Annotated in this window: 20 protein-coding genes; 2 read left to right on the top strand and 18 right to left on the bottom strand. The window is 42.3% G+C overall.

Going from position 1 to position 17,528, the window contains the following annotated elements; translation table 11 throughout:
- From DESOR_RS10075 to DESOR_RS10030, 10 genes are all read right to left on the bottom strand, one after another.
- Positions 1-1,020, bottom strand: coding sequence for a thiamine-phosphate kinase (locus DESOR_RS10075; protein WP_014184489.1), 1,020 nt, complete (start codon positions 1,018-1,020; stop codon positions 1-3).
- Between the two features lie 15 nt (positions 1,021-1,035).
- The gene (locus DESOR_RS10070; RefSeq protein ID WP_014184488.1) at positions 1,036-2,010 is read right to left on the bottom strand and encodes a diacylglycerol/lipid kinase family protein; all 975 of its coding nucleotides are present in this window, start codon (positions 2,008-2,010) and stop codon (positions 1,036-1,038) included.
- The gene (locus DESOR_RS10065) at positions 2,007-3,182 is read right to left on the bottom strand and encodes an aminotransferase class I/II-fold pyridoxal phosphate-dependent enzyme (RefSeq protein WP_014184487.1); all 1,176 of its coding nucleotides are present in this window, start codon (positions 3,180-3,182) and stop codon (positions 2,007-2,009) included. Before DESOR_RS10065 ends, DESOR_RS10070 begins: the two co-directional genes overlap by 4 nt.
- Before the next feature lie 95 nt (positions 3,183-3,277).
- Positions 3,278-3,520, bottom strand: coding sequence for a phosphopantetheine-binding protein (locus tag DESOR_RS10060; RefSeq protein ID WP_014184486.1), 243 nt, complete (start codon positions 3,518-3,520; stop codon positions 3,278-3,280).
- A 60-nt stretch (positions 3,521-3,580) separates the two neighbouring features.
- Entirely contained in the window at positions 3,581-4,780 is a 1,200-nt protein-coding gene (locus DESOR_RS10055; protein ID WP_014184485.1) for an oxidoreductase, read from the bottom strand.
- Positions 4,781-4,814: 34 nt separating this feature from the next.
- On the bottom strand, positions 4,815-5,795 hold the full coding sequence (locus DESOR_RS10050) for a UbiA family prenyltransferase (RefSeq protein ID WP_014184484.1): 981 nt from the start codon (positions 5,793-5,795) through the stop codon (positions 4,815-4,817).
- 15 nt (positions 5,796-5,810) lie between these two features.
- Positions 5,811-6,257 carry a helix-turn-helix transcriptional regulator gene (locus DESOR_RS10045; protein WP_042331042.1) on the bottom strand — a complete coding sequence of 149 codons (447 nt, stop codon included), beginning with the start codon at positions 6,255-6,257 and terminating at the stop codon, positions 5,811-5,813.
- A gap of 154 nt (positions 6,258-6,411) precedes the next feature.
- On the bottom strand, positions 6,412-7,050 hold the full coding sequence (locus DESOR_RS10040; protein ID WP_014184482.1) for a DedA family protein: 639 nt from the start codon (positions 7,048-7,050) through the stop codon (positions 6,412-6,414).
- Positions 7,051-7,316: 266 nt separating this feature from the next.
- On the bottom strand, positions 7,317-8,042 hold the full coding sequence (locus tag DESOR_RS10035) for a carbonic anhydrase (RefSeq protein ID WP_014184481.1): 726 nt from the start codon (positions 8,040-8,042) through the stop codon (positions 7,317-7,319).
- Between the two features lie 276 nt (positions 8,043-8,318).
- The gene (locus DESOR_RS10030; protein ID WP_014184480.1) at positions 8,319-10,085 is read right to left on the bottom strand and encodes a methyl-accepting chemotaxis protein; all 1,767 of its coding nucleotides are present in this window, start codon (positions 10,083-10,085) and stop codon (positions 8,319-8,321) included.
- Between the two features lie 419 nt (positions 10,086-10,504).
- Here DESOR_RS10030 and DESOR_RS10025 point away from each other — a divergent pair, with 419 nt between their 5' ends.
- Complete coding sequence (locus DESOR_RS10025; protein ID WP_014184479.1) at positions 10,505-10,990, top strand: cytochrome c3 family protein; 486 nt, start codon at positions 10,505-10,507, stop codon at positions 10,988-10,990.
- A 3-nt stretch (positions 10,991-10,993) separates the two neighbouring features.
- Here the strand turns inward: DESOR_RS10025 and DESOR_RS10020 are convergent, their stop codons facing one another.
- From DESOR_RS10020 to DESOR_RS10010, 3 genes are all read right to left on the bottom strand, one after another.
- Positions 10,994-11,728, bottom strand: a complete 735-nt coding sequence (locus tag DESOR_RS10020) for a HoxN/HupN/NixA family nickel/cobalt transporter (protein ID WP_014184478.1) — start codon at positions 11,726-11,728, stop codon at positions 10,994-10,996.
- A 154-nt stretch (positions 11,729-11,882) separates the two neighbouring features.
- Entirely contained in the window at positions 11,883-12,347 is a 465-nt protein-coding gene (locus DESOR_RS10015) for a C-GCAxxG-C-C family protein (RefSeq protein WP_014184477.1), read from the bottom strand.
- Between the two features lie 67 nt (positions 12,348-12,414).
- The gene (locus DESOR_RS10010) at positions 12,415-12,768 is read right to left on the bottom strand and encodes a toprim domain-containing protein (RefSeq protein ID WP_014184476.1); all 354 of its coding nucleotides are present in this window, start codon (positions 12,766-12,768) and stop codon (positions 12,415-12,417) included.
- Between the two features lie 252 nt (positions 12,769-13,020).
- Between DESOR_RS10010 and DESOR_RS10005 the strand changes: the two genes are divergently transcribed.
- A complete protein-coding gene (locus tag DESOR_RS10005) occupies positions 13,021-13,803 on the top strand; it encodes an enoyl-CoA hydratase/isomerase family protein (RefSeq protein ID WP_014184475.1) in 783 nt (260 codons plus the stop codon).
- A 207-nt stretch (positions 13,804-14,010) separates the two neighbouring features.
- Here the strand turns inward: DESOR_RS10005 and DESOR_RS10000 are convergent, their stop codons facing one another.
- The 5 genes from DESOR_RS10000 to ehuC form a co-directional block, all read right to left on the bottom strand.
- Positions 14,011-14,529, bottom strand: coding sequence for a DUF3231 family protein (locus DESOR_RS10000; protein ID WP_042331036.1), 519 nt, complete (start codon positions 14,527-14,529; stop codon positions 14,011-14,013).
- Between the two features lie 24 nt (positions 14,530-14,553).
- Positions 14,554-15,096, bottom strand: a complete 543-nt coding sequence (locus DESOR_RS09995; RefSeq protein ID WP_242832485.1) for a DUF3231 family protein — start codon at positions 15,094-15,096, stop codon at positions 14,554-14,556.
- A 213-nt stretch (positions 15,097-15,309) separates the two neighbouring features.
- Positions 15,310-16,155, bottom strand: a complete 846-nt coding sequence (ehuA, locus tag DESOR_RS09990) for an ectoine/hydroxyectoine ABC transporter ATP-binding protein EhuA (RefSeq protein ID WP_014184474.1) — start codon at positions 16,153-16,155, stop codon at positions 15,310-15,312.
- Between the two features lie 33 nt (positions 16,156-16,188).
- A complete protein-coding gene (gene ehuD / locus DESOR_RS09985) occupies positions 16,189-16,839 on the bottom strand; it encodes an ectoine/hydroxyectoine ABC transporter permease subunit EhuD (protein ID WP_014184473.1) in 651 nt (216 codons plus the stop codon).
- 2 nt (positions 16,840-16,841) lie between these two features.
- Positions 16,842-17,483 carry an ectoine/hydroxyectoine ABC transporter permease subunit EhuC gene (ehuC, locus tag DESOR_RS09980; protein WP_014184472.1) on the bottom strand — a complete coding sequence of 214 codons (642 nt, stop codon included), beginning with the start codon at positions 17,481-17,483 and terminating at the stop codon, positions 16,842-16,844.
- Between the last annotated feature and the right edge of the window lie 45 nt (positions 17,484-17,528).

Here is a 17,528-nt window from a genome sequence, read left to right as displayed (position 1 = left end):
TTATATAAACCTGGCCGGCGCCGTCAAATACTCAATGACCTTTCTCAAATAATCCTTTGGATCAGCGTAATCCCTGGCCTGCAGGGAATAATTGCTCAAATCCCACTCCCGATTCTCTCCTCTGAGAACCTGAATACCTGCTTTTCTCACTTCCCCAAGCCTGTAAAAGGTCAAATTTTGCTCCCGGGCAGCTCTCAAGAATTCATTTTCAGCATCTTTGGCTAAGGTAAAGAGCAATTCATATTCCCCACATTCCCCTAAGAAAAGCAACTCCTTAGGGAGTTTAAGGGCTTTGGCCAGCAATAGCCCTCCTTTCGCATAAGGCAGGCCGCCAACCAGAAAACCTGTTCCGCTCATTTCGGAGATTGCCCTTAAGGCATTAAACACTCCGTCACTTGTGTCTATACAACAGCGGCAGTATCTATTAATCAGCTCAGCCTCTCTACTTCTTAAACAAAAGTAGTTTTTCCACGGATCTGTAAGACTTTTAGTAAAGGCGTTTCCTCCGAATAAAGTCAGCCCGGCCTCCACATTTCCTTTGCCTACCCGGCCGCTCAGATAAATTCCTTCTCCCACATTGGCCCCACTTCTTAACAGCGGCGGACCATCCAAATCTCCTATAACTGAAGCCGTGTACCGCCATGATTGAGAAATCCCCAAATCTCCTCCCATAAAGGCTGTTCCATATTCCCTTAGCACCTGGGCAATTCCCAGGGTTAGTTTTTCCACATAGTCCTGGCTCCAGGAATCTTGCATAACTAAACTATGAGCATAAAACTTCGGCTTGCCTCCCGAAGCTAAAATATCACTGATACTGCCTGCCGCCATATTCCAGCCCAGCCGATAAGGATCACTCTCCCTCATCAAATCTTCTGCTGAAAAATCGTCCATGGAAAAGAGAATTCTGTTGCCATGGACATTGATAATTTCAGAGTCTGACTCAAAGAGCTGATTTTCCTGGCTGGAACTCCTGGGCATATGCCTGTGAATCATCTCAATGATTTCCTTTTCTCTACTCATACTTAACTCACTCTCTCAATCTGCCTGACAAATCAATTCTAAAGGATCACAAGCCGTTTCAATGACACAGGGAAGAAATCCCCGGGGATCACCGTCAAACTCCAGCCGGTTGTTATGCCTGCTTCCGTAAACTTCGATTTTCTCTGCATATTGCAGGGACATGGTTCGGCTATCCCCAAACTCTTTGCCGCTGTATAACTTTCTCAATACCGGCAGCCAATTCACCAGCCCAATACTGTGAATGACCAGAATATAGAATCGGCGGTCATTGAGATTTAAATGTTTTTTCACCTTAATTCCCGAAGCTATGTACATAGTCTTACCCACGAAAATATTAAATGCCTTGTTAAAAACCTGTTCTTTTCCGTCAATACAGAGGGTAAACTCCCGCCCCCGATAGGTCAGTAAGTTTTTGATGACTGAAACCAGGGTTCCCGCAAAATCACCCAGATACTTTCGAATTCCACTGTTAGCATCCTTAGCCACGGCTGCTCCAATCCCAATATTGGCGCAGCAGGCAAAATAATCCCTCTGCACCCTTTCAGGATTGCCGTCAAGAGGCCGGCCGTCCAACTTCGGATCATACTCCCGGGCGTAAGTGAGTCTGGCAATGGGAATTTCCATACTCCTGCCCTTTAAGATAACCTCCAGGGCCTGGTCCAGTTTCAGGGGTACATGATAGCTTTTACAAAGATCCGGGCTTGTGCCGGTGTGAATCACCGCCAATTTAGCTCTGGAAATCCGCTTTCCCTGAGAATCATAAAAGCCATTAATCACTCTGTTTATGGTTCCGTCTCCCCCTACGGCGACGATCACATCATACCCTTTTAAATTCCCTTCAGCAGACAGTGTATAAGCATCCTCCAAAGATGTTGTCAGCTTATAGTCATACTGCAGCCGATGCTGCTGCAGGAAAGCAAAGATTTCCTCGAACCTTCTCCTGCTTTTCCCTCCCCCGGAACCTGGATTGAGAATAAAAAAATACTTCATAGAGGTCCCAGCCTTTTAATAGTATCCAGAACTTTTTTGATAGAGTCCTGAGAAAGATTGGCCCCAGCTATCAGCCTGACTCTACCTTCATTGAAGGGGACGGAGGGTTCAATAAAGGGCGTGATAAGAATCCCCTGGTCAAAAAAGGCTTTGGCCAGAGCAAAGGTATTTTCCTTACTGCCCGTCTGAATGGAATTGATGGGGGTTGCACTGTCTGCAGCCTTAAAACCTGCTGCCAAAAGAGCTTGGTAGATCTGCCGCTGATAGGAATCCATGGTTTTCTTGATTCCAGGGAATTCCGAGTTGATAATCTCCAAGACCGCCCCGGTGCCCGCCAAAGCTGCCGGCGGAAGAGCTGTCGAGTAGACTAAATGAGAGCAGTAATATTTAAGATAGTCCATCAGCTTTTTGCTCCCGCTGATCATTCCTCCTGAATTTGCCAGGGCTTTACCTAAAGAAGCAGTATAGATCCCCTGATAATCTGAGATTCCTTGTTCTTCGAGAATACCCTTCCCATATTTACCCAGCACGCCAATACCATGGGAATCATCAATCACCGGCAGAGCTTGGTATTTATCACACAGATGAACGATCTCTTTTACTGAAGCAATACTGCCTTCAGTGGAAAAGACAGACTCTGTCACCACAAACACCTGCCTGTACTCTATCCCCCGCTGCAAGCATCTTTCTAAGTGATCCAAATCATTATGTAAAAATGGCCGTATTTTACACCCAGAGGATTTAATCCCCTGAAGCAAAGAAGAATGGGCCAGCCGGTCAACCAGGATTAAATCCTCCGGGCCTGCCAGGCAAGCAAACAAGCCGTTATTAGCCTGGTAACAGGAGGGGAAAATGCTGGTTTGCTCAAGGCCGACAAAGGCTGACAGTTTTTCTGCTAATTCCTGGTACATATCCAGACAGCCTGTGGCAATAGGGGTTCCGCAAAGAGAGGTACCGTAATCACGAATAGCATTCATGGCTGCTCTTTTCACCCTGCTGTCATCGGCCAGCCCTAAATAGTTGTTGGAGGCCAGGTCAATAAGCTCCCTGCCATTGACAGAAACTTCTCCTTCCAAGCCGGAGGTCATCCTCAGGTAATAAGGATTAAAACCTGTCCTTTCAGCAAGACTCTCATCCAGGTTTAACCTTTTAAAAAAATCTTCTAAACTCATAGCTTCACCTCTTTTAGAAAACTTGGCCTAGTGCCCGAAGGCACTGTCTTTCACTGTTAACTTTCAATGGTTAACCTTTCAAGCCTTGGCAGCACTCAAGCTTCCTCCAACAATCCGCTTTCCCTCAGCTTTAGGACAATATCCTTAACGGTCTCAACCCCTTTAAAGTGGTCATCGGCAATGGTCATTGAGAATTCATCCTCTAAGGCAGAAATAATCAACAGTTTTTCTAAGGAATCTACTTGTAGGTCTTCCTGCAAGCGGCTTTCTAAGGTAATCTCAGGGCGTTTGTCCAAAACACTTTGTAAGGCCTTAATAATTCTGGTTTCAATTGTCATCTCCATTCACCTCTCTTCAACATAGATCATCACACAAGCATTGAGATGAATTCTTAATTCTTATCTGTAGCATCTTGTCTTCTGCTTGGAATCGCACATAACAGCGCAAATATTGCAGTTGATGCATTGGGATATGTAGGTTTTCTCTTCCTGAAGTTTGTTCACAAAATCCGGTTCGCAAAGGAATGGTCTGCACAAACTGACGAAATCCGCCAGACCATTTTCCAGGCATTCATAAATTTCCGATCCCCTGCGAAAACCGCCAACGGAAATGATGGGTATGTCTGTCAGGGTTTTCGCCTTACGGGCAAAATCAAGATTATAACAGGGTGTAAAAGGTTTCAGTTTTGCCCTCATCATGGGGTATATCAAAAGGTTACGAAGCACTCTGAAAATTGTCTTCTCCTGATTGGTTTTGAAGATTGGGTTATGCTTGAGAATCACCTTAAGAGGGATATCCCCTCGAAAAATATTGAGCGGATAATCCATAGTTCCATAACTGATCTCAATTCCGTCTACCTTCTGCCTGTCCAGAAAACTTATCAGGCCGGCAAACTGCTCCATGGTAAATTTCAGAAAATAGTCATCACTGCCGCTGATCTTCACCAATAAAGCAAAATCCTCACCACAGGTATTCCTGATTTCCTGGAGAACAAGCTCCAGAAATTTTGTTCCCAGGCTCCCTTTCTTTGAGATGCCAAACTCATCCTGCCTTTGGTTAAGGGAGGGCAAAAGAAATTGGTGAATCAGGTAGCCGTGGGCAGCATGAACCTGCACTCCGTCAAATCCGGAAGCCTTTGCATAGTAGGCAGCCTTGCCAAACTGCTTCACTAAGGAATAAACCTCATTGGTTGACAGATTCCGGGGTGACCCTCCAAAATAAGCTGATGGTTTAGAGGATGCCCCTACAACCTCATATCCCGTCTCCAGCCTCCTTGTCTGCCTGCCCGTATGGGCTAACTGCAGGAAAATCTTACAATCAAATTGGTGAACTTCTTCTGTAACGGGCCAATAGAAATCTATTAATTCTTCGCGATCCATTCCAGCCTGACCGGGCTGCATTGCTTTCCCTTCCTGGCAAATATAAGCAAAACCTGTAATGATACCTGCCACACCTCCCCTGGCCAAACTTCCGTATAACTGCTGGTATTCCGGCAAAGGGCGCCCCTGGGAATCGCACATCCCTTCAAAAGTTGCTGAACGGATGATCCGGTTTTTTAAGCTGCAGGAACCAAGCCTGGCCCATTCAAAAACTTCCATCAGACACCTCCTAATCAAAACCCTACTCTCCAGCTTAAGATTTTGGATCAGCATGCAAATCAAAGATGAATCCTACAAACATATAGGAAACTAAAAATAGAAGCATGGCAAGTTCGCTATTGAAGAGGGCAATGAGGCTCGCCTGCCCGCAAATACAGGCGCGGAAATTAGCCACTAAGGAGAAATAGGTTCTCTCCCCCTGAGGATTCTTAAAGTAAAGGTAACCTGTCCAAAGCTCCAGAAAAACCGTCAAGCCAGCCAATATCAGAAACATCGTATTAACCTTGGCTTCTATAAAATGATTAAAATATAGCAACCCAAAGATTCCGGCAGGAAGAAAAGCGGAAATTGCCGCCAGATACCTGGATCTCTCCACCCCAAAACGCACAATGAGAGTTTTTTTACCGGCAGCTTTGTCCCCTTCGTAATCCTTAAAGTAAGTGTAAAAAGTCATTAAACCGTTCATGACCGTCACCAAAATCAAGACTGACACTCGGCTATATGTAAAGTAAGGAGGCTCTGTCGGTCCTGCTGCCATGAAACCAAAAGCTGTGCAAGTAGAAATCATAAGTCCAAAAACCAGATTACCGGCGATGCCGCATCCCTTTGCATATTCGTAAACAATATTTAAAGCCACTCCTAAGATTGCGGGAATTAAGGCAATAGGTTCCAAAAAGAAATAGGTTATCCCCAGAGTTGTCATCAACAATACCCCTGTTAACAGCAAAGCCTTTTGCGGATCAAGTTCACCGGTAACCATCGGGCGGTTTGGTGCATTAATCTTATCCTCTGCCAAGCCCAGATAGTCATTAACAATCTGGTTAATACCCCAACTAAGAAAAAGCAAAATAAGGATCACAGTCTTCTTTTCAGTATCAGGTACTTGTTCAATGGATTGGTAAGGAGACTCAGCAATGTATTCATAAAATGCCATCCCAATCCAGCCTGCAATTCCAGTAACAAAGGCATAGTAAAGCCTCATTGACTTGATATATGCCTTAATAAATATGAACACTCGTTTATCCCACTCCTAGCTTGTCAGTTCTTTAAGTCTTTTCCTGATAAATCCTTCGTCAAAGGATGAACAAATTCTCAGGTCCCGGTCATCGAGAATTCGAAAATGCCTGGAAATGATATTCTGCTGGATTCGATAAGGAGTCTCATCCTCAATCGTTGTCCACCAGATCTTACCCCCCATGGTCTTTTCGTTGCGTTCATAATTCTCAAAAGCTAAGGATAGTATAATGTCCAGATGATCCCCTCCGAAGGTCATTTCCAGAACATCACTGTCACGGAAAATCGTACATAAAGTAACCGCCCCAGGCCAACCTAAAGTGGAACGACCTTTTTCAATCTGAACCAAGGTCTTTTTAGAAATCCCCAATATTTCTGCCATCTTGTCTTGGGTATAATCTCTTTCTATACGGATAAGCTTCAATTTTTCCGATACTTTATTGATAAAATCCACTCGCGTCATTGGCATTTACACCCCTTTAGTGTAATTTTACACTATTTGTGGGTATTTTCATAGTATAAAAAAGCCTAACCACACCACAAATACTTTTGTGATTTGGTCAGGCTTCATACTCTTGATACACATAATTCACTTCAATTGGGGTACTGCCTTCTCATTACCTCCGTAGTTTGCTGCGGAGATAAGGGACTATGGTCGGGAGTAAGGATACGAAAATGATTCCAAATATAACATAGGTAAAATTATGTTTTACCGCAGGAATGTTTCCGAAGAAAAAGCCGGTAAACATGAACAACATGACCCAAGAAACTCCACCCATAATATTATAGATGCTGTATCTCATAAAACTCATCTTCCCCAGCCCGGCAACAAAGGGAGCAAATGTTCGGATAATGGGTACAAATCGTGATAAAACTATGGCTTTTCCCCCATGCCGGTCATAAAAGGTTTGAGTTTTATAAAGATACTCTTTTTTAATGATACGGGAATTTCTCATAGTCAAAAGTCTTTGCCCGATGATTCTGCCAATAAAATAGTTCAGAGTATTACCGCCAAGGGCAGCAAAAACAAGGAGAATAAAGGCAAATTGAAAGTTTAAGGCGCCTTTTGCCCCCAAAGCACCAATAACAAAGAGCAATGAATCTCCCGGAAGAAAAGGGGTAACTACAAATCCCGTTTCACTAAAAATAATGGCAAAGAGAATTAAATAGGTCCAAGTTCCGTAATTTTGGATAATCTCAACAAGATGCAAATCAATATGAAGAATAAAATCAATTAATCCAGCTATTAATTCCATAAAAGCTCCTTTAAAACTTCAACATTTTTTCGATACCAAATGGTTATAATTCTACGCCCCTTCTCTAAAATCCTTTTTCTTAGCTATAGGAGTATAAGCTGCCTGGCTTTTGGGTCTATTATTCTTTGGAAAGGTTTCTGGGGGGTTTTTCATGATGAATTTTCTGATTAGTACACAAGACTCCCTAGTATCTTATACCAGGGAGTCATAAAATAATACACTTAAATAAGGTTATGTTAACTCACTTTAAATATATCCAGATCCTATTAATCAATGTACTGCAAATTACCTTGATCCAAATCGTACTTCATCCCTATTATTTGAAGCCGGTTAGATTTCACACGTTCTTGAATAATTGGGCTCTCCAGGATATCTTCTCTGGTGTTCTTAACATTGAGGTCGATACTTTTATCGAGGACATCCTTATCATTCAGTCCCATCCCTTTAGCTTTATCAACGGCAGGCTTAATGATTTTAATGATTTCCCCGATATTTCCATGGCCGCCTTCAGCTTGCAGAGCAGCTGTGACTGCCCCACAGGCTTCATGGCCGAGGACCACAACTAAAGGAGTCCCCAGATGTTCCACGGCATATTCGACACTTCCCAATTCCACTGGGGTAATGACATTCCCGGCAACACGAATGACAAATAAATCCCCTAAGGCCTGATCAAAGAGAATTTCAGGAGGAACCCTGGAGTCAGAGCAGCTTACAATAACCGCAAAAGGATGCTGACCTTTTTCCAGCAATTCACTGCGTTTATTTATACTAATATCTTTCTTTAAGGTCTTACCTGTGGTATAGCGTTCGTTGCCGTCAGACAAAAGCTGTTTTGCCTCATTAGGCGATGAAATAACTTCTGTTCTCTCGTAAACAGGGCTTGAGGTAAGTACTTCCTGAGCTGGAAGATTATCCTTTTCGCCAAATTGTAGATTAGCAAGAAGGACCAACCCCAACAAAATACAACTAAGATAGATGAATAGCTTTCGCACAAAATCCCTCCATACCTTTAATTGTCCCCTCCTCTCTTCATTCTTGCCCAAACATCCGGCTTCTTAGTCTTTATGCAAAGAATATTATCACCAAACAGACGCTGGGATCAGGCGGCTTTGCTTACAAGCCGGCCCGGGAGCTATCTTCAGTGGATAAGTATTCTTTGGAGATAGCCGCTTCGAGCGAAAATGTCCACCGGACACTTTCGTGCCAAACCTCCGGGCAGAAAAAATGGGCCAGCAGTTTCTTAACTGCTAGCCCTGAAAAATTCCTTCTTACTTATCTGTGCCGAATTTATCAATGGATAATTGCAAGTCGTTAGCTATGTCTGACAAGTTTTGGCTGGCATTGGCAATTTCCGTCATAGAGGCCGCTTGCTCTTCAGAAGCAGCAGAAACCTCTTCTGTACTGGCAGCATTGGATTCGGCAATACTGGCGAGATTTTTAAGCACATCAATTATTTGATCCTTTTTCTTTTCCATCTCCTGACCAGAAAGATTTAAGGCGATCATGATCTCTTTCGTCTTTTCGATGGCAGAGGCAATTCCTTTGAATCGTTCAACAGTAATAGCAATACTATCCTCTTGTTTCTGCGCAATTGCAGAACTTTTTGTAATGACCTCCACTGCATGATTAGAGTTTAGCTGCAGTTCCTGGACAATTTCTTCAATATCTCTGGTGGATTGAGCAGATTGTTCTGCCAGTTTGCGGATTTCTTCAGAGACAACGGCAAAGCCTCTGCCTGCCTCCCCTGCGCGGGCTGCCTCAATAGCTGCGTTTAAAGCCAATAAGTTGGTTTGATCGGCAATATTTTGAATCATTTGGCTGGCAGAATGAATTTTCTCAGCGCTTGAATTCGTTTCAGTAATTCTTTCCTGAATTCGTTCCGAATACCGCTCTCTTTCAGCTGTTCGTTCCGTTAATTCACTGATAGCGAGACTGCCTTCGTCCTTAAGTCTCTCTACATCCTTAATGGAGTTGTTAACATCATATAAATTTTGCTGATCTTTGAGAATTATTTCTCCTAATTCCATCATTTGCTGTACACCATGTTCCGTATCTCTAACTTGCTCATTGGCGCTTCCGGCGATCTGCTCAATGGTTTTGGACACCTCTTCAACTGCAATGGCTGATTGCTTAGAGATGGCTGTCAACTCATGAGATGTCTCAGTCACTTGCCGGGCTGTCTGCGATAAATGCTTCAAAATTTCTTTCTGGTTAATATTGGCAGCTTTAATAACTTGCCCTAGTATCCCAAACTCATCTTTTCGTTCACATACAGCTTCCATTTCCTCAAGCACATCAAGATTTTTATAGGGGTTGTCATAAAAGATCACATCTTGCTGAATCTCTTTTACTTCTTTTAATTCAATATCTGTACCAATGGTCCCCAAAAATTTGCCGTTAATTATGATAGGCAGCATAATACTGGTCATTAAAATCGATTTGCCATCCAGCTCATATTCATAAGGCTCTAAAATAGCTATTTTTCCGGTTTTCTTGGGAATGGTATACCATAATTCATCGGAAACATTTTTGAGCGGTGTTACTTCAATGGTTCCTTCATTCCAATATATGTAAGAGGTGAAACGTCCGTTGTCGTAATACTCGTGGTTGCGAAATTGCTGGTCTCTCCCGTCAAAGGCGTCCGGTTCCCAGAAAGAACTCAACGCTAAAATCTGCTCATTCTGACTTAATAGCTTTTTTTGGATTTCAATGACTTTCAACCTATCTGTATTGCCGCTCTTTTTAAGTCGAATTATCTCTTCAAGGAGCATTTTTACAGCATCTACGCCCTTTTCTAAAATCAGATAATCTCCTAAGGAGCCTCTTTTAAGCATTTCAGCGGACAAGGCCAAAAACTTCGTGTTCCGATAGGTTTGATATAGGAAGATTCCCAAAAACACAAGCCAACTCAACATAAAGTATAGGTAAGCATAGCTTGAATCTTTAAATATTAAATCTTTAAAAAGGTAACTGATGATAAGCACAATAATCGCTATGGCTATAATGAGTTTATTTCTCATAATACCAAATTTCAATCCTATACACCTCTTATCACTACTTGATGGAATACAAAAAGAACATGCAATTTTCGCGCCATACGGCTTAAATAACGCATCCTTTCAGGCCTAGGCAGCCGCCATACTTGCACTTATGAGCCGGCTATGGATGGCCATAGGGCCCTGTAGGCCTTGGACGGCGGGAAGGGGCCTTAAAAGAATATGCTGCAAAAAGTTACCTTTAGATTAGTATAAAAAACCTAATTTGCCAAAAGTCATGCAAATAGGTTTATTTTTTCTTAATGTTTAAAATATTAAGTTAAGTCATCTTTGCCTCAGATAAGTTAGAATTAACTTATCTGAGGCAAAGATTTGAGGGCCCATACTTAAACAACAAAGCAGCACTAAATAAATAGAGCTTAACTGCACATACTATTCTTCAGCTAAGGAGGATTTTTATGTGGAAAAAGCTGATGATTGGCGGTCTAGTTACGATAGTCGTCTTATACATACTCTTCGAGATAGGTTATTTTGCTACATCAAGCCCGCATTTTTGCGCTAAGTGCCATGAGGTATCAAAATATGTTACTTCATGGGAGTCTTCCGTCCATAGTAATGTCACATGTCTGGAATGCCACCAGCCCCAGGGAGAATTAGGAAAATTTCATGCCAAAGCCAGAGGGCTTAACTATGTCTTTCAACATTTTAGCGGCGATTACACCATTCCAACACGTGCCATTGTTTCCGACCAAGAGTGCCTGACCTGTCATTTAGGTGACAACAAGTCTTTTCCTGAGGCCATCCGACTAAAAAATACTAAAGCTATTAATCATTATAAAACCATTAAAGAGTCCCAGTCCTGTTTAGAATGTCATAGAGATACCGGACATGACATTGATATATACCTTACAACAGATTTAGAAAGCGCGAAGCCCAGTTCATAGCTATTAGAAGGCAGCTACCCCTAACTGACTTAAGGATTGAAAAATAACGGCTCCGCCCAAAAATATGATCAAACAGGATGACATCAAGGCCAATCGGTTTACCACCTGCCAGCGCTCCAATTTTTGTATCTTATGACTGGCTCTGACTACAAATAATGCAATGGTTACCATTGTGATAGCACCACCAAGGGAAAAGGCCGCCACCAGCCCCAAGCCCAAGGGGATTTGATCAGTTGAGACTGCCGTCAGGAGTATCGCCAGGGCACTTGGGCAAGGAAGAATCCCTGTAAAAAAACCGGTCAGGAAAAGATTTAAGCGTGAAGCAGGGCCAGCTCCTCGATCCGTCAGGTGATGACCGTGATGATGGCTGCAGTGATCATGACAGCTCTGAGCGTGCACAGTATGATCATGGATTATTTTCCCTTCGCAATAATCAAAAAATCGCTGGGTAATAATGTTGAAGCCAATATAGATAACCACAATCCCTGAAAATAGCTGAAGCCAATGAGTCAGTTTTTCCGGTACTAAAACATTAACGGCAGTTGACGCCGAAACAGCCAGCAATGTAATAGAGAGAGTATGGGCTAGTGCCGAAATTAAGCCTATCATCACTGCTTCTTTGATTTTAGCACCTGACGAAATTAAATAAGCTGAAATAACGCCTTTGCCATGCCCCGGTTCTAAAGAGTGCAGTGCTCCTAAACCGATAACGACAGGAAATGTATACAGTAATTCCAAATCGATTCCTCCTAAAAACATGCTTGCTTATGTACTATATGCAGGCCTGTCTTATTAATTGCCCAAGGTAATAAAAAAAACAAGCCCCTTCATTTCAATGAATGACTTGTTTATTTAATCTAAATAAAGAAAACTTTAATTTGTTAATCCCGGCTTAGGCCGTTTCTGAAACCGAAAAAGATTCGTCGAGGAGATTTTTCTCTTTAATGAATTCCATGAGTAATTTAGCCGTACCTCCCGTAAGTTTAAGACATCGCCGCAAATGCTCAGGTGAGTCGAATTCATGCTGATTTAAAACCCTGCAGCAAGTGGCTCCGTACTCGTTGCTAAAGCGGTCATGAAATTCATGAGCGAGATCATAAGCAGGTTTCCGGTCATGTCCAGGGTCATTGCGTCCCCGGAAAAGTCCCAAAACCATCACCGAAGCATTCAGTGCACCGCACACACAGCCGGCATGACCCAGTCCCCCTCCAAAACCCGTGGCAACTTTCAAGGCTTCCGGGCTCAAAGGATGCTTTAGCAGTTCGTTATAAGTGTGCAGTATGGATTCCGAACAATTTAAGCCGCTCTTGAATTTATTGCCTGCACGATTGCGAGCTTCCAACGCCAGGTCCTCCAATAATTCTCCCTCACTTTCATTTATTATTTAACTAAGTATTCTACACCAATCATTATATTCCTACTATTCAGAATAATAATCCTTCCGGGCTCTCCTCATCCGGCAGTTTTACAGCAAAGTAGGCTCCCTCTAAAATTTTTGACAAAACAGGCAAAGGGGTTGTGGCCACTTCCCGGTACATTCTGTGAGTATAGAGATGACGAACGTTAGGAAATTCCTGTTTAAACAAACGCCTGGCCTTATCCCCTGCGTCATCGGCATCCAGCAAAACACAAACCTCGTCCTCACTATAGTTGGCTATCAGTTCTTCCATCTTCTCCGATCCCAAAGTTCCATAAGTACATACAATCTCTGCCGGCTCATCCAGTATCTGCTCCAAACGCTGTTTATCCGTTTTGCCTTCAACAATGATTACTCTCATAATCCACCTATACTTTCATCAGTATCGTCTGAGCAACCCTGCTCTAGTTATCTCTCTGCCAATTAGGCTCTACTCTTTTGTCTATAAATATACTTCTAAGCTTATTGGCTTCACCCGCCAAAAGCAAGAAAAATCTAAATTTATGAATTTTCATTCATTTTTTTGTTCAGAGCCCTTCAAATGCATAGATTTTCCAGCCAAAATATATTACAGTACTACTATGGAGAAGGAAACAAGATGGAGGAGGTACTTATGAGTTACGGCAAACATTTAAAGTATCGTAAAGAGGGCACTATCGGAATCATCACTCTTGATGACTCTAAAGGATTCAACTTAGTAGGTCTGGATTTCTTATACGAGTTGGAAGAGATTCAAAAGGAAATAAGTAAGGACCATGAGTTAGGCGGAATCATGATCCATGCCGCGGGAGAAAACTTCTCGGCAGGTATTGATCTCAAATTTCTCAAAGAAGCCAGCTCCCCCTTTGTCATGGAGAATTTAGTCTGGCTGCAAAATCTCTATTCCTTCTGGCAGCAGCTGCCCATCCCTGTAGTAGCAGCCATTAACGGCTTGTGTTATGGTTCCGGAACAGAGCTGATTTTAGGCTGCGATATCCGCATAGCCGCCGAAGACGCTCGTTTTGCCATTCCTGAAGTCCGCTTTGGTTTGGCACCGGATATGGGAGGGACTACCCGCCTCACCCATCTGGTGGGCATGGGGCAGGCTAAACGCTTAATCATGGGCTGCGAGGAAATTAATGCCGAGGAAGCCTTGCGCATTGGCTTAGTGGAGATTTTAGTACCCAATGAGGATCTTCTGGAACGAGCCCTAAAGCTTACTCAAAAAATGGCCGCCTGTCCTCCCGTTGGCATGCGTTTTGCTAAAAAAGGCATTAACCTAGCCAACGAAAGCACAGTTGAGTCCGGACTTCTCTTTGAGCAAGCCCAATCCACCTTTTGCTGCGGCACTGAGGATTTACACGAAGCAGTTTCTGCTTTTCTGGAAAAACGCAAACCTGTTTTTAAAGGAAGATAGTCATACCTTATACTTTTTCAAACAGGCCGTCTCAAAAAAACGTAGTTAAGGCAAAAATGTAAGTTTTCCAAAGACTAAAAAGCCTTGGGGTGTATCAATTTTGATAATATACCTCAAGGCTTGTACTATTTTTTTCCTTTATATCTTTCACGCTAAGACCTCTATTTAGCAACAACTCTTTAATTTCTACTCCTCCTTTATTTCCTACTAAGGCTTGTAGATAGGTGGTTTTAATAAATAATTTTTAATTTTACCATATTCAAGATACATATCGTATATTTCCATTTCTTCATTCATAAAAGATAAAAACAAATCTCTAATTTTAGGTGAAGTACTGTGAATAAAGGCCATGGTATGAACCGGTAAAAAGGCCTGAATACCTCTTAAGATCCGTCTGTATATCTGTCTGTCCGATATGAGTTCAAAATCAACCGTCTTTTGGGTTTGTTTTGGTGGCCTGAGAGGTAAGGGAATGCCATAGTTCAAAAGCTCTTTTTCTAATAATTTTATATGCTTACTAAGGACCTTGTTGCCATATCTAAGTACTAATTTTAAATCGTTATCTTTAACAAAGCTGTTTAAAAGATTAGTAATATAAATGACGTTATATCTCTGCATCAAATGATTCCAGAGATGGTAAGCCTCGCTGACATTTATATTTCTTTGCTTATCCCTGAGAGACTTGTTCATTTCCGTGATTTCTTTAAAGTACTTTAATATCTTCATGACATCAACCTCTAATTTAAAATTTTATGGACGATAGACAGGGGGTTGATTCAAAAAACCTTTGAATTTGCCGTATTCTACCAACATTTCTTGTAATTCCATAGTCAAGAGTAAGTGATTTTTTAGTCCTTTTCTAACATCAGGAGTAGTACTTTGCATAAAACCGATGCCCAGAATAGGGAAAAATGCAGCAATAATTTCATATAACATTTGGAAAATGTCCCTGTCACTAACAATCTCGATATAAAATGTAGTACTAATGTCTGCCGGTGGCCTCATGGGAAACGGCAAATCATAATCTCGCATTAATACTTCCATATCATCAATTCCTTCAAGAAGACCTTCTTTAACTTTATTTTTAATTAATATTAAATCATTATCTTTAATCATATGTTCAAAAATCTGGATGGTTTCCAAGGAATCCAACTTGTTAACTAAAACATCCCATATATAAAAAACTTCTACAACATTAATAATTCTTTGTTTTTCTCTAGCTGACTTGCCAATATCAGCTACCTTTTGAAATTTATCTATTAGATCTACTATTGTTACCACCCCCATTTTCATAGTTTATAATTTACTAACTCTTATTATACTATGCATAGAATTGAGGGAATCCTAAGACTTTTTATTGGGAAGTAGTTTAAAATGTAGCAGCAGGTATAAACTTAAATAAAAAGGCCGGCGTCATAACTCAGTGGTTTAACGCCGGCCTTTGATAATTCTATTAGCCATATTTATAGTCTATTGCAGCTATGCTTAATTAATGCCAATTAACATTTAATGCCGGTTAAAACGGCTTAAGAAAGTCTGCAAGCGTTCACTTTCGGGATTGTTAAAAATCTTCTTTGGCGGACCTTGTTCAATAATCCGCCCTTGATCGAAAAACAAAACCCGGTCTGCTACATCCCTGGCGAAGTCCATCTCGTGGGTAATCAGAAGCATGGCCATTTCGCCTTCGGCAGCAATTTCCTTAATAACTTCCAGGACCTCACCAACTAACTCTGGGTCCAGAGCTGAAGTAGGTTCGTCAAAAAGCATGACTTTCGGACGCATAACCAAGGCACGGGCAATGGCTACACGCTGCTTTTGTCCTCCGGACAGCTGGGCAGGATAGACATCCATTTTACTGGCAAGTCCTACTTTTTCCAGCATTTTAATAGCACGGTCTTTGGATTCTTCCTTACTGAGTCCCAGTACTGTTCGCGGGGCTTCCATAACATTACGCAAAATCGTCATATGGGGAAATAGGTTAAAATGCTGAAATACCATCCCGATATTGCCCCGGACCTGATGCAGGTGTTTCTCGTTGGCCTTGACCAGCTTATCCTTGACCTTTTGGTGCCAGAGAAGTTCTCCTTCTACTTCAATCGTTCCCGATGTTGGTTCTTCCAAGGTCATAAGCAAACGGGCAATCGTTGTTTTTCCCGAGCCGCTGGGCCCAATAAGGGCCACTTTTTCGCCGGGAGAGATGTCCAGATTAATATTTTTTAAAACCTGAAGATCCCCATAGGATTTGCAGATATTATTATAAGTGACAATGGGACGAACGGCATTTTTATGAGCTTCCGAATCAATGGTTTTATTAGGATCATCTTTGCAAATTAATTTTAAAGGTACACTCACACGATCAACCTCCTTTGCTTGTTTAACATATTGTTATCTGAGATTTAGACGAGCTTCCAAACTCTTCACCACGAGAGAAGATGAGTAACTCAGCACTAAAAACAGTGCTCCAACTATCGTAAATGCTTCAAGATAACGGAATGAGTGAGAACCAAGCATCTTAGCTGTCTGCATTATCTCAACTAGTGTGATCGCTGAGAGTACAGGGGTTTCCTTAAACATGGTTATCAGATAGTTTCCCATGACCGGTATGACCGGCGGAATAGACTGGGGCAAAATAACTTTTTTCCAGGTTTCAAAGGTGGAAAAATTGAGGGCTTTTGCCGCTTCCCATTGTCCCGGGGGAACTGATTCAATTCCCCCTCGGTAAACCTCCGCCAGGTAGGTGCTGTAGTGCAGTCCCAAGCCAATAACCCCAGCCAGAAAGGGAGTCAAAGCTAAGCCATGTTCTGGCAAAACATAAAATATAAAGTAAAGCTGCACTAACAGGGGGGTATTTCGTACAAACTCTACGAACCCCTGGGCAAATAAGGATAACAATTTATAGTGAGACCTGCGCGCCAGTGTCAGGAGCAATCCCACAACCAGCGCTACTGCAAAGGCTACGAAAGTCGCTGAAACCGTAATCTTTAGAGCCTCTAAAATTTGCGGTAGAATCTGTAAAGCATATTCCCAACTCCACATAATTAATACCTCCCCGCGGATAACCTGTGTTCAATCCAGCGTATGCCACGCGTGAAAGGCAGAGAGATAATGAAATAGATAACCAGCAATACGGTAAAGATCTCCGTAGGACGCATGATCGAAGAATTGAGAACTGTGGCAACAAAGGTCAGGTCTGAGAGAGTTACTAAGGAGACCAGTGCCGTCCCTTTAAGCATCTCAATAATCAGATTGCCGAAGGCCGGAAGCATCATGACTAAGGCCTGGGGCAAGATAACCAACCGGGTTCGCTGCCAGGGTGTCATATTGAGAGCAATGGCGGCTTCCGTTTGTCCTTTGGGCACAGAAAGAATTGTACTTCTGACGACCTCAGAGCCATAAGCCCCTGCGTTAAAAGACAAGGCCAATATTCCCGCCACCATTTTAGGCAGCATGATGCCAAATAACGGCAAGGCAAAGTAAATCCAGAAGAGCTGAACAAACAAGGATGTTCCCCGGAAAATCTCAACATAGGTTGCTGCAACAATGCGAACTATCCTGTACTTTGAAAGTCTGCCAAACCCAGCTAAAAAAGCTAGGAAAAATGCGATAATCGCTGAGAAAACGGTTAATTCTAACGTTATTTTTGCTCCCTCCCAGAAAGAAGGGAGAATATCAAACCACATAGGTTTACACCGACCCCTTTCGGAAAGGTTTTTGGGTAAATTCTC

The organism is Desulfosporosinus orientis DSM 765, assembly GCF_000235605.1.
Lineage (GTDB): Bacteria > Bacillota > Desulfitobacteriia > Desulfitobacteriales > Desulfitobacteriaceae > Desulfosporosinus > Desulfosporosinus orientis.
Note: the sequence above shows the minus strand (reverse complement) of the source record. Positions and strands in the feature narration are given on the sequence as shown.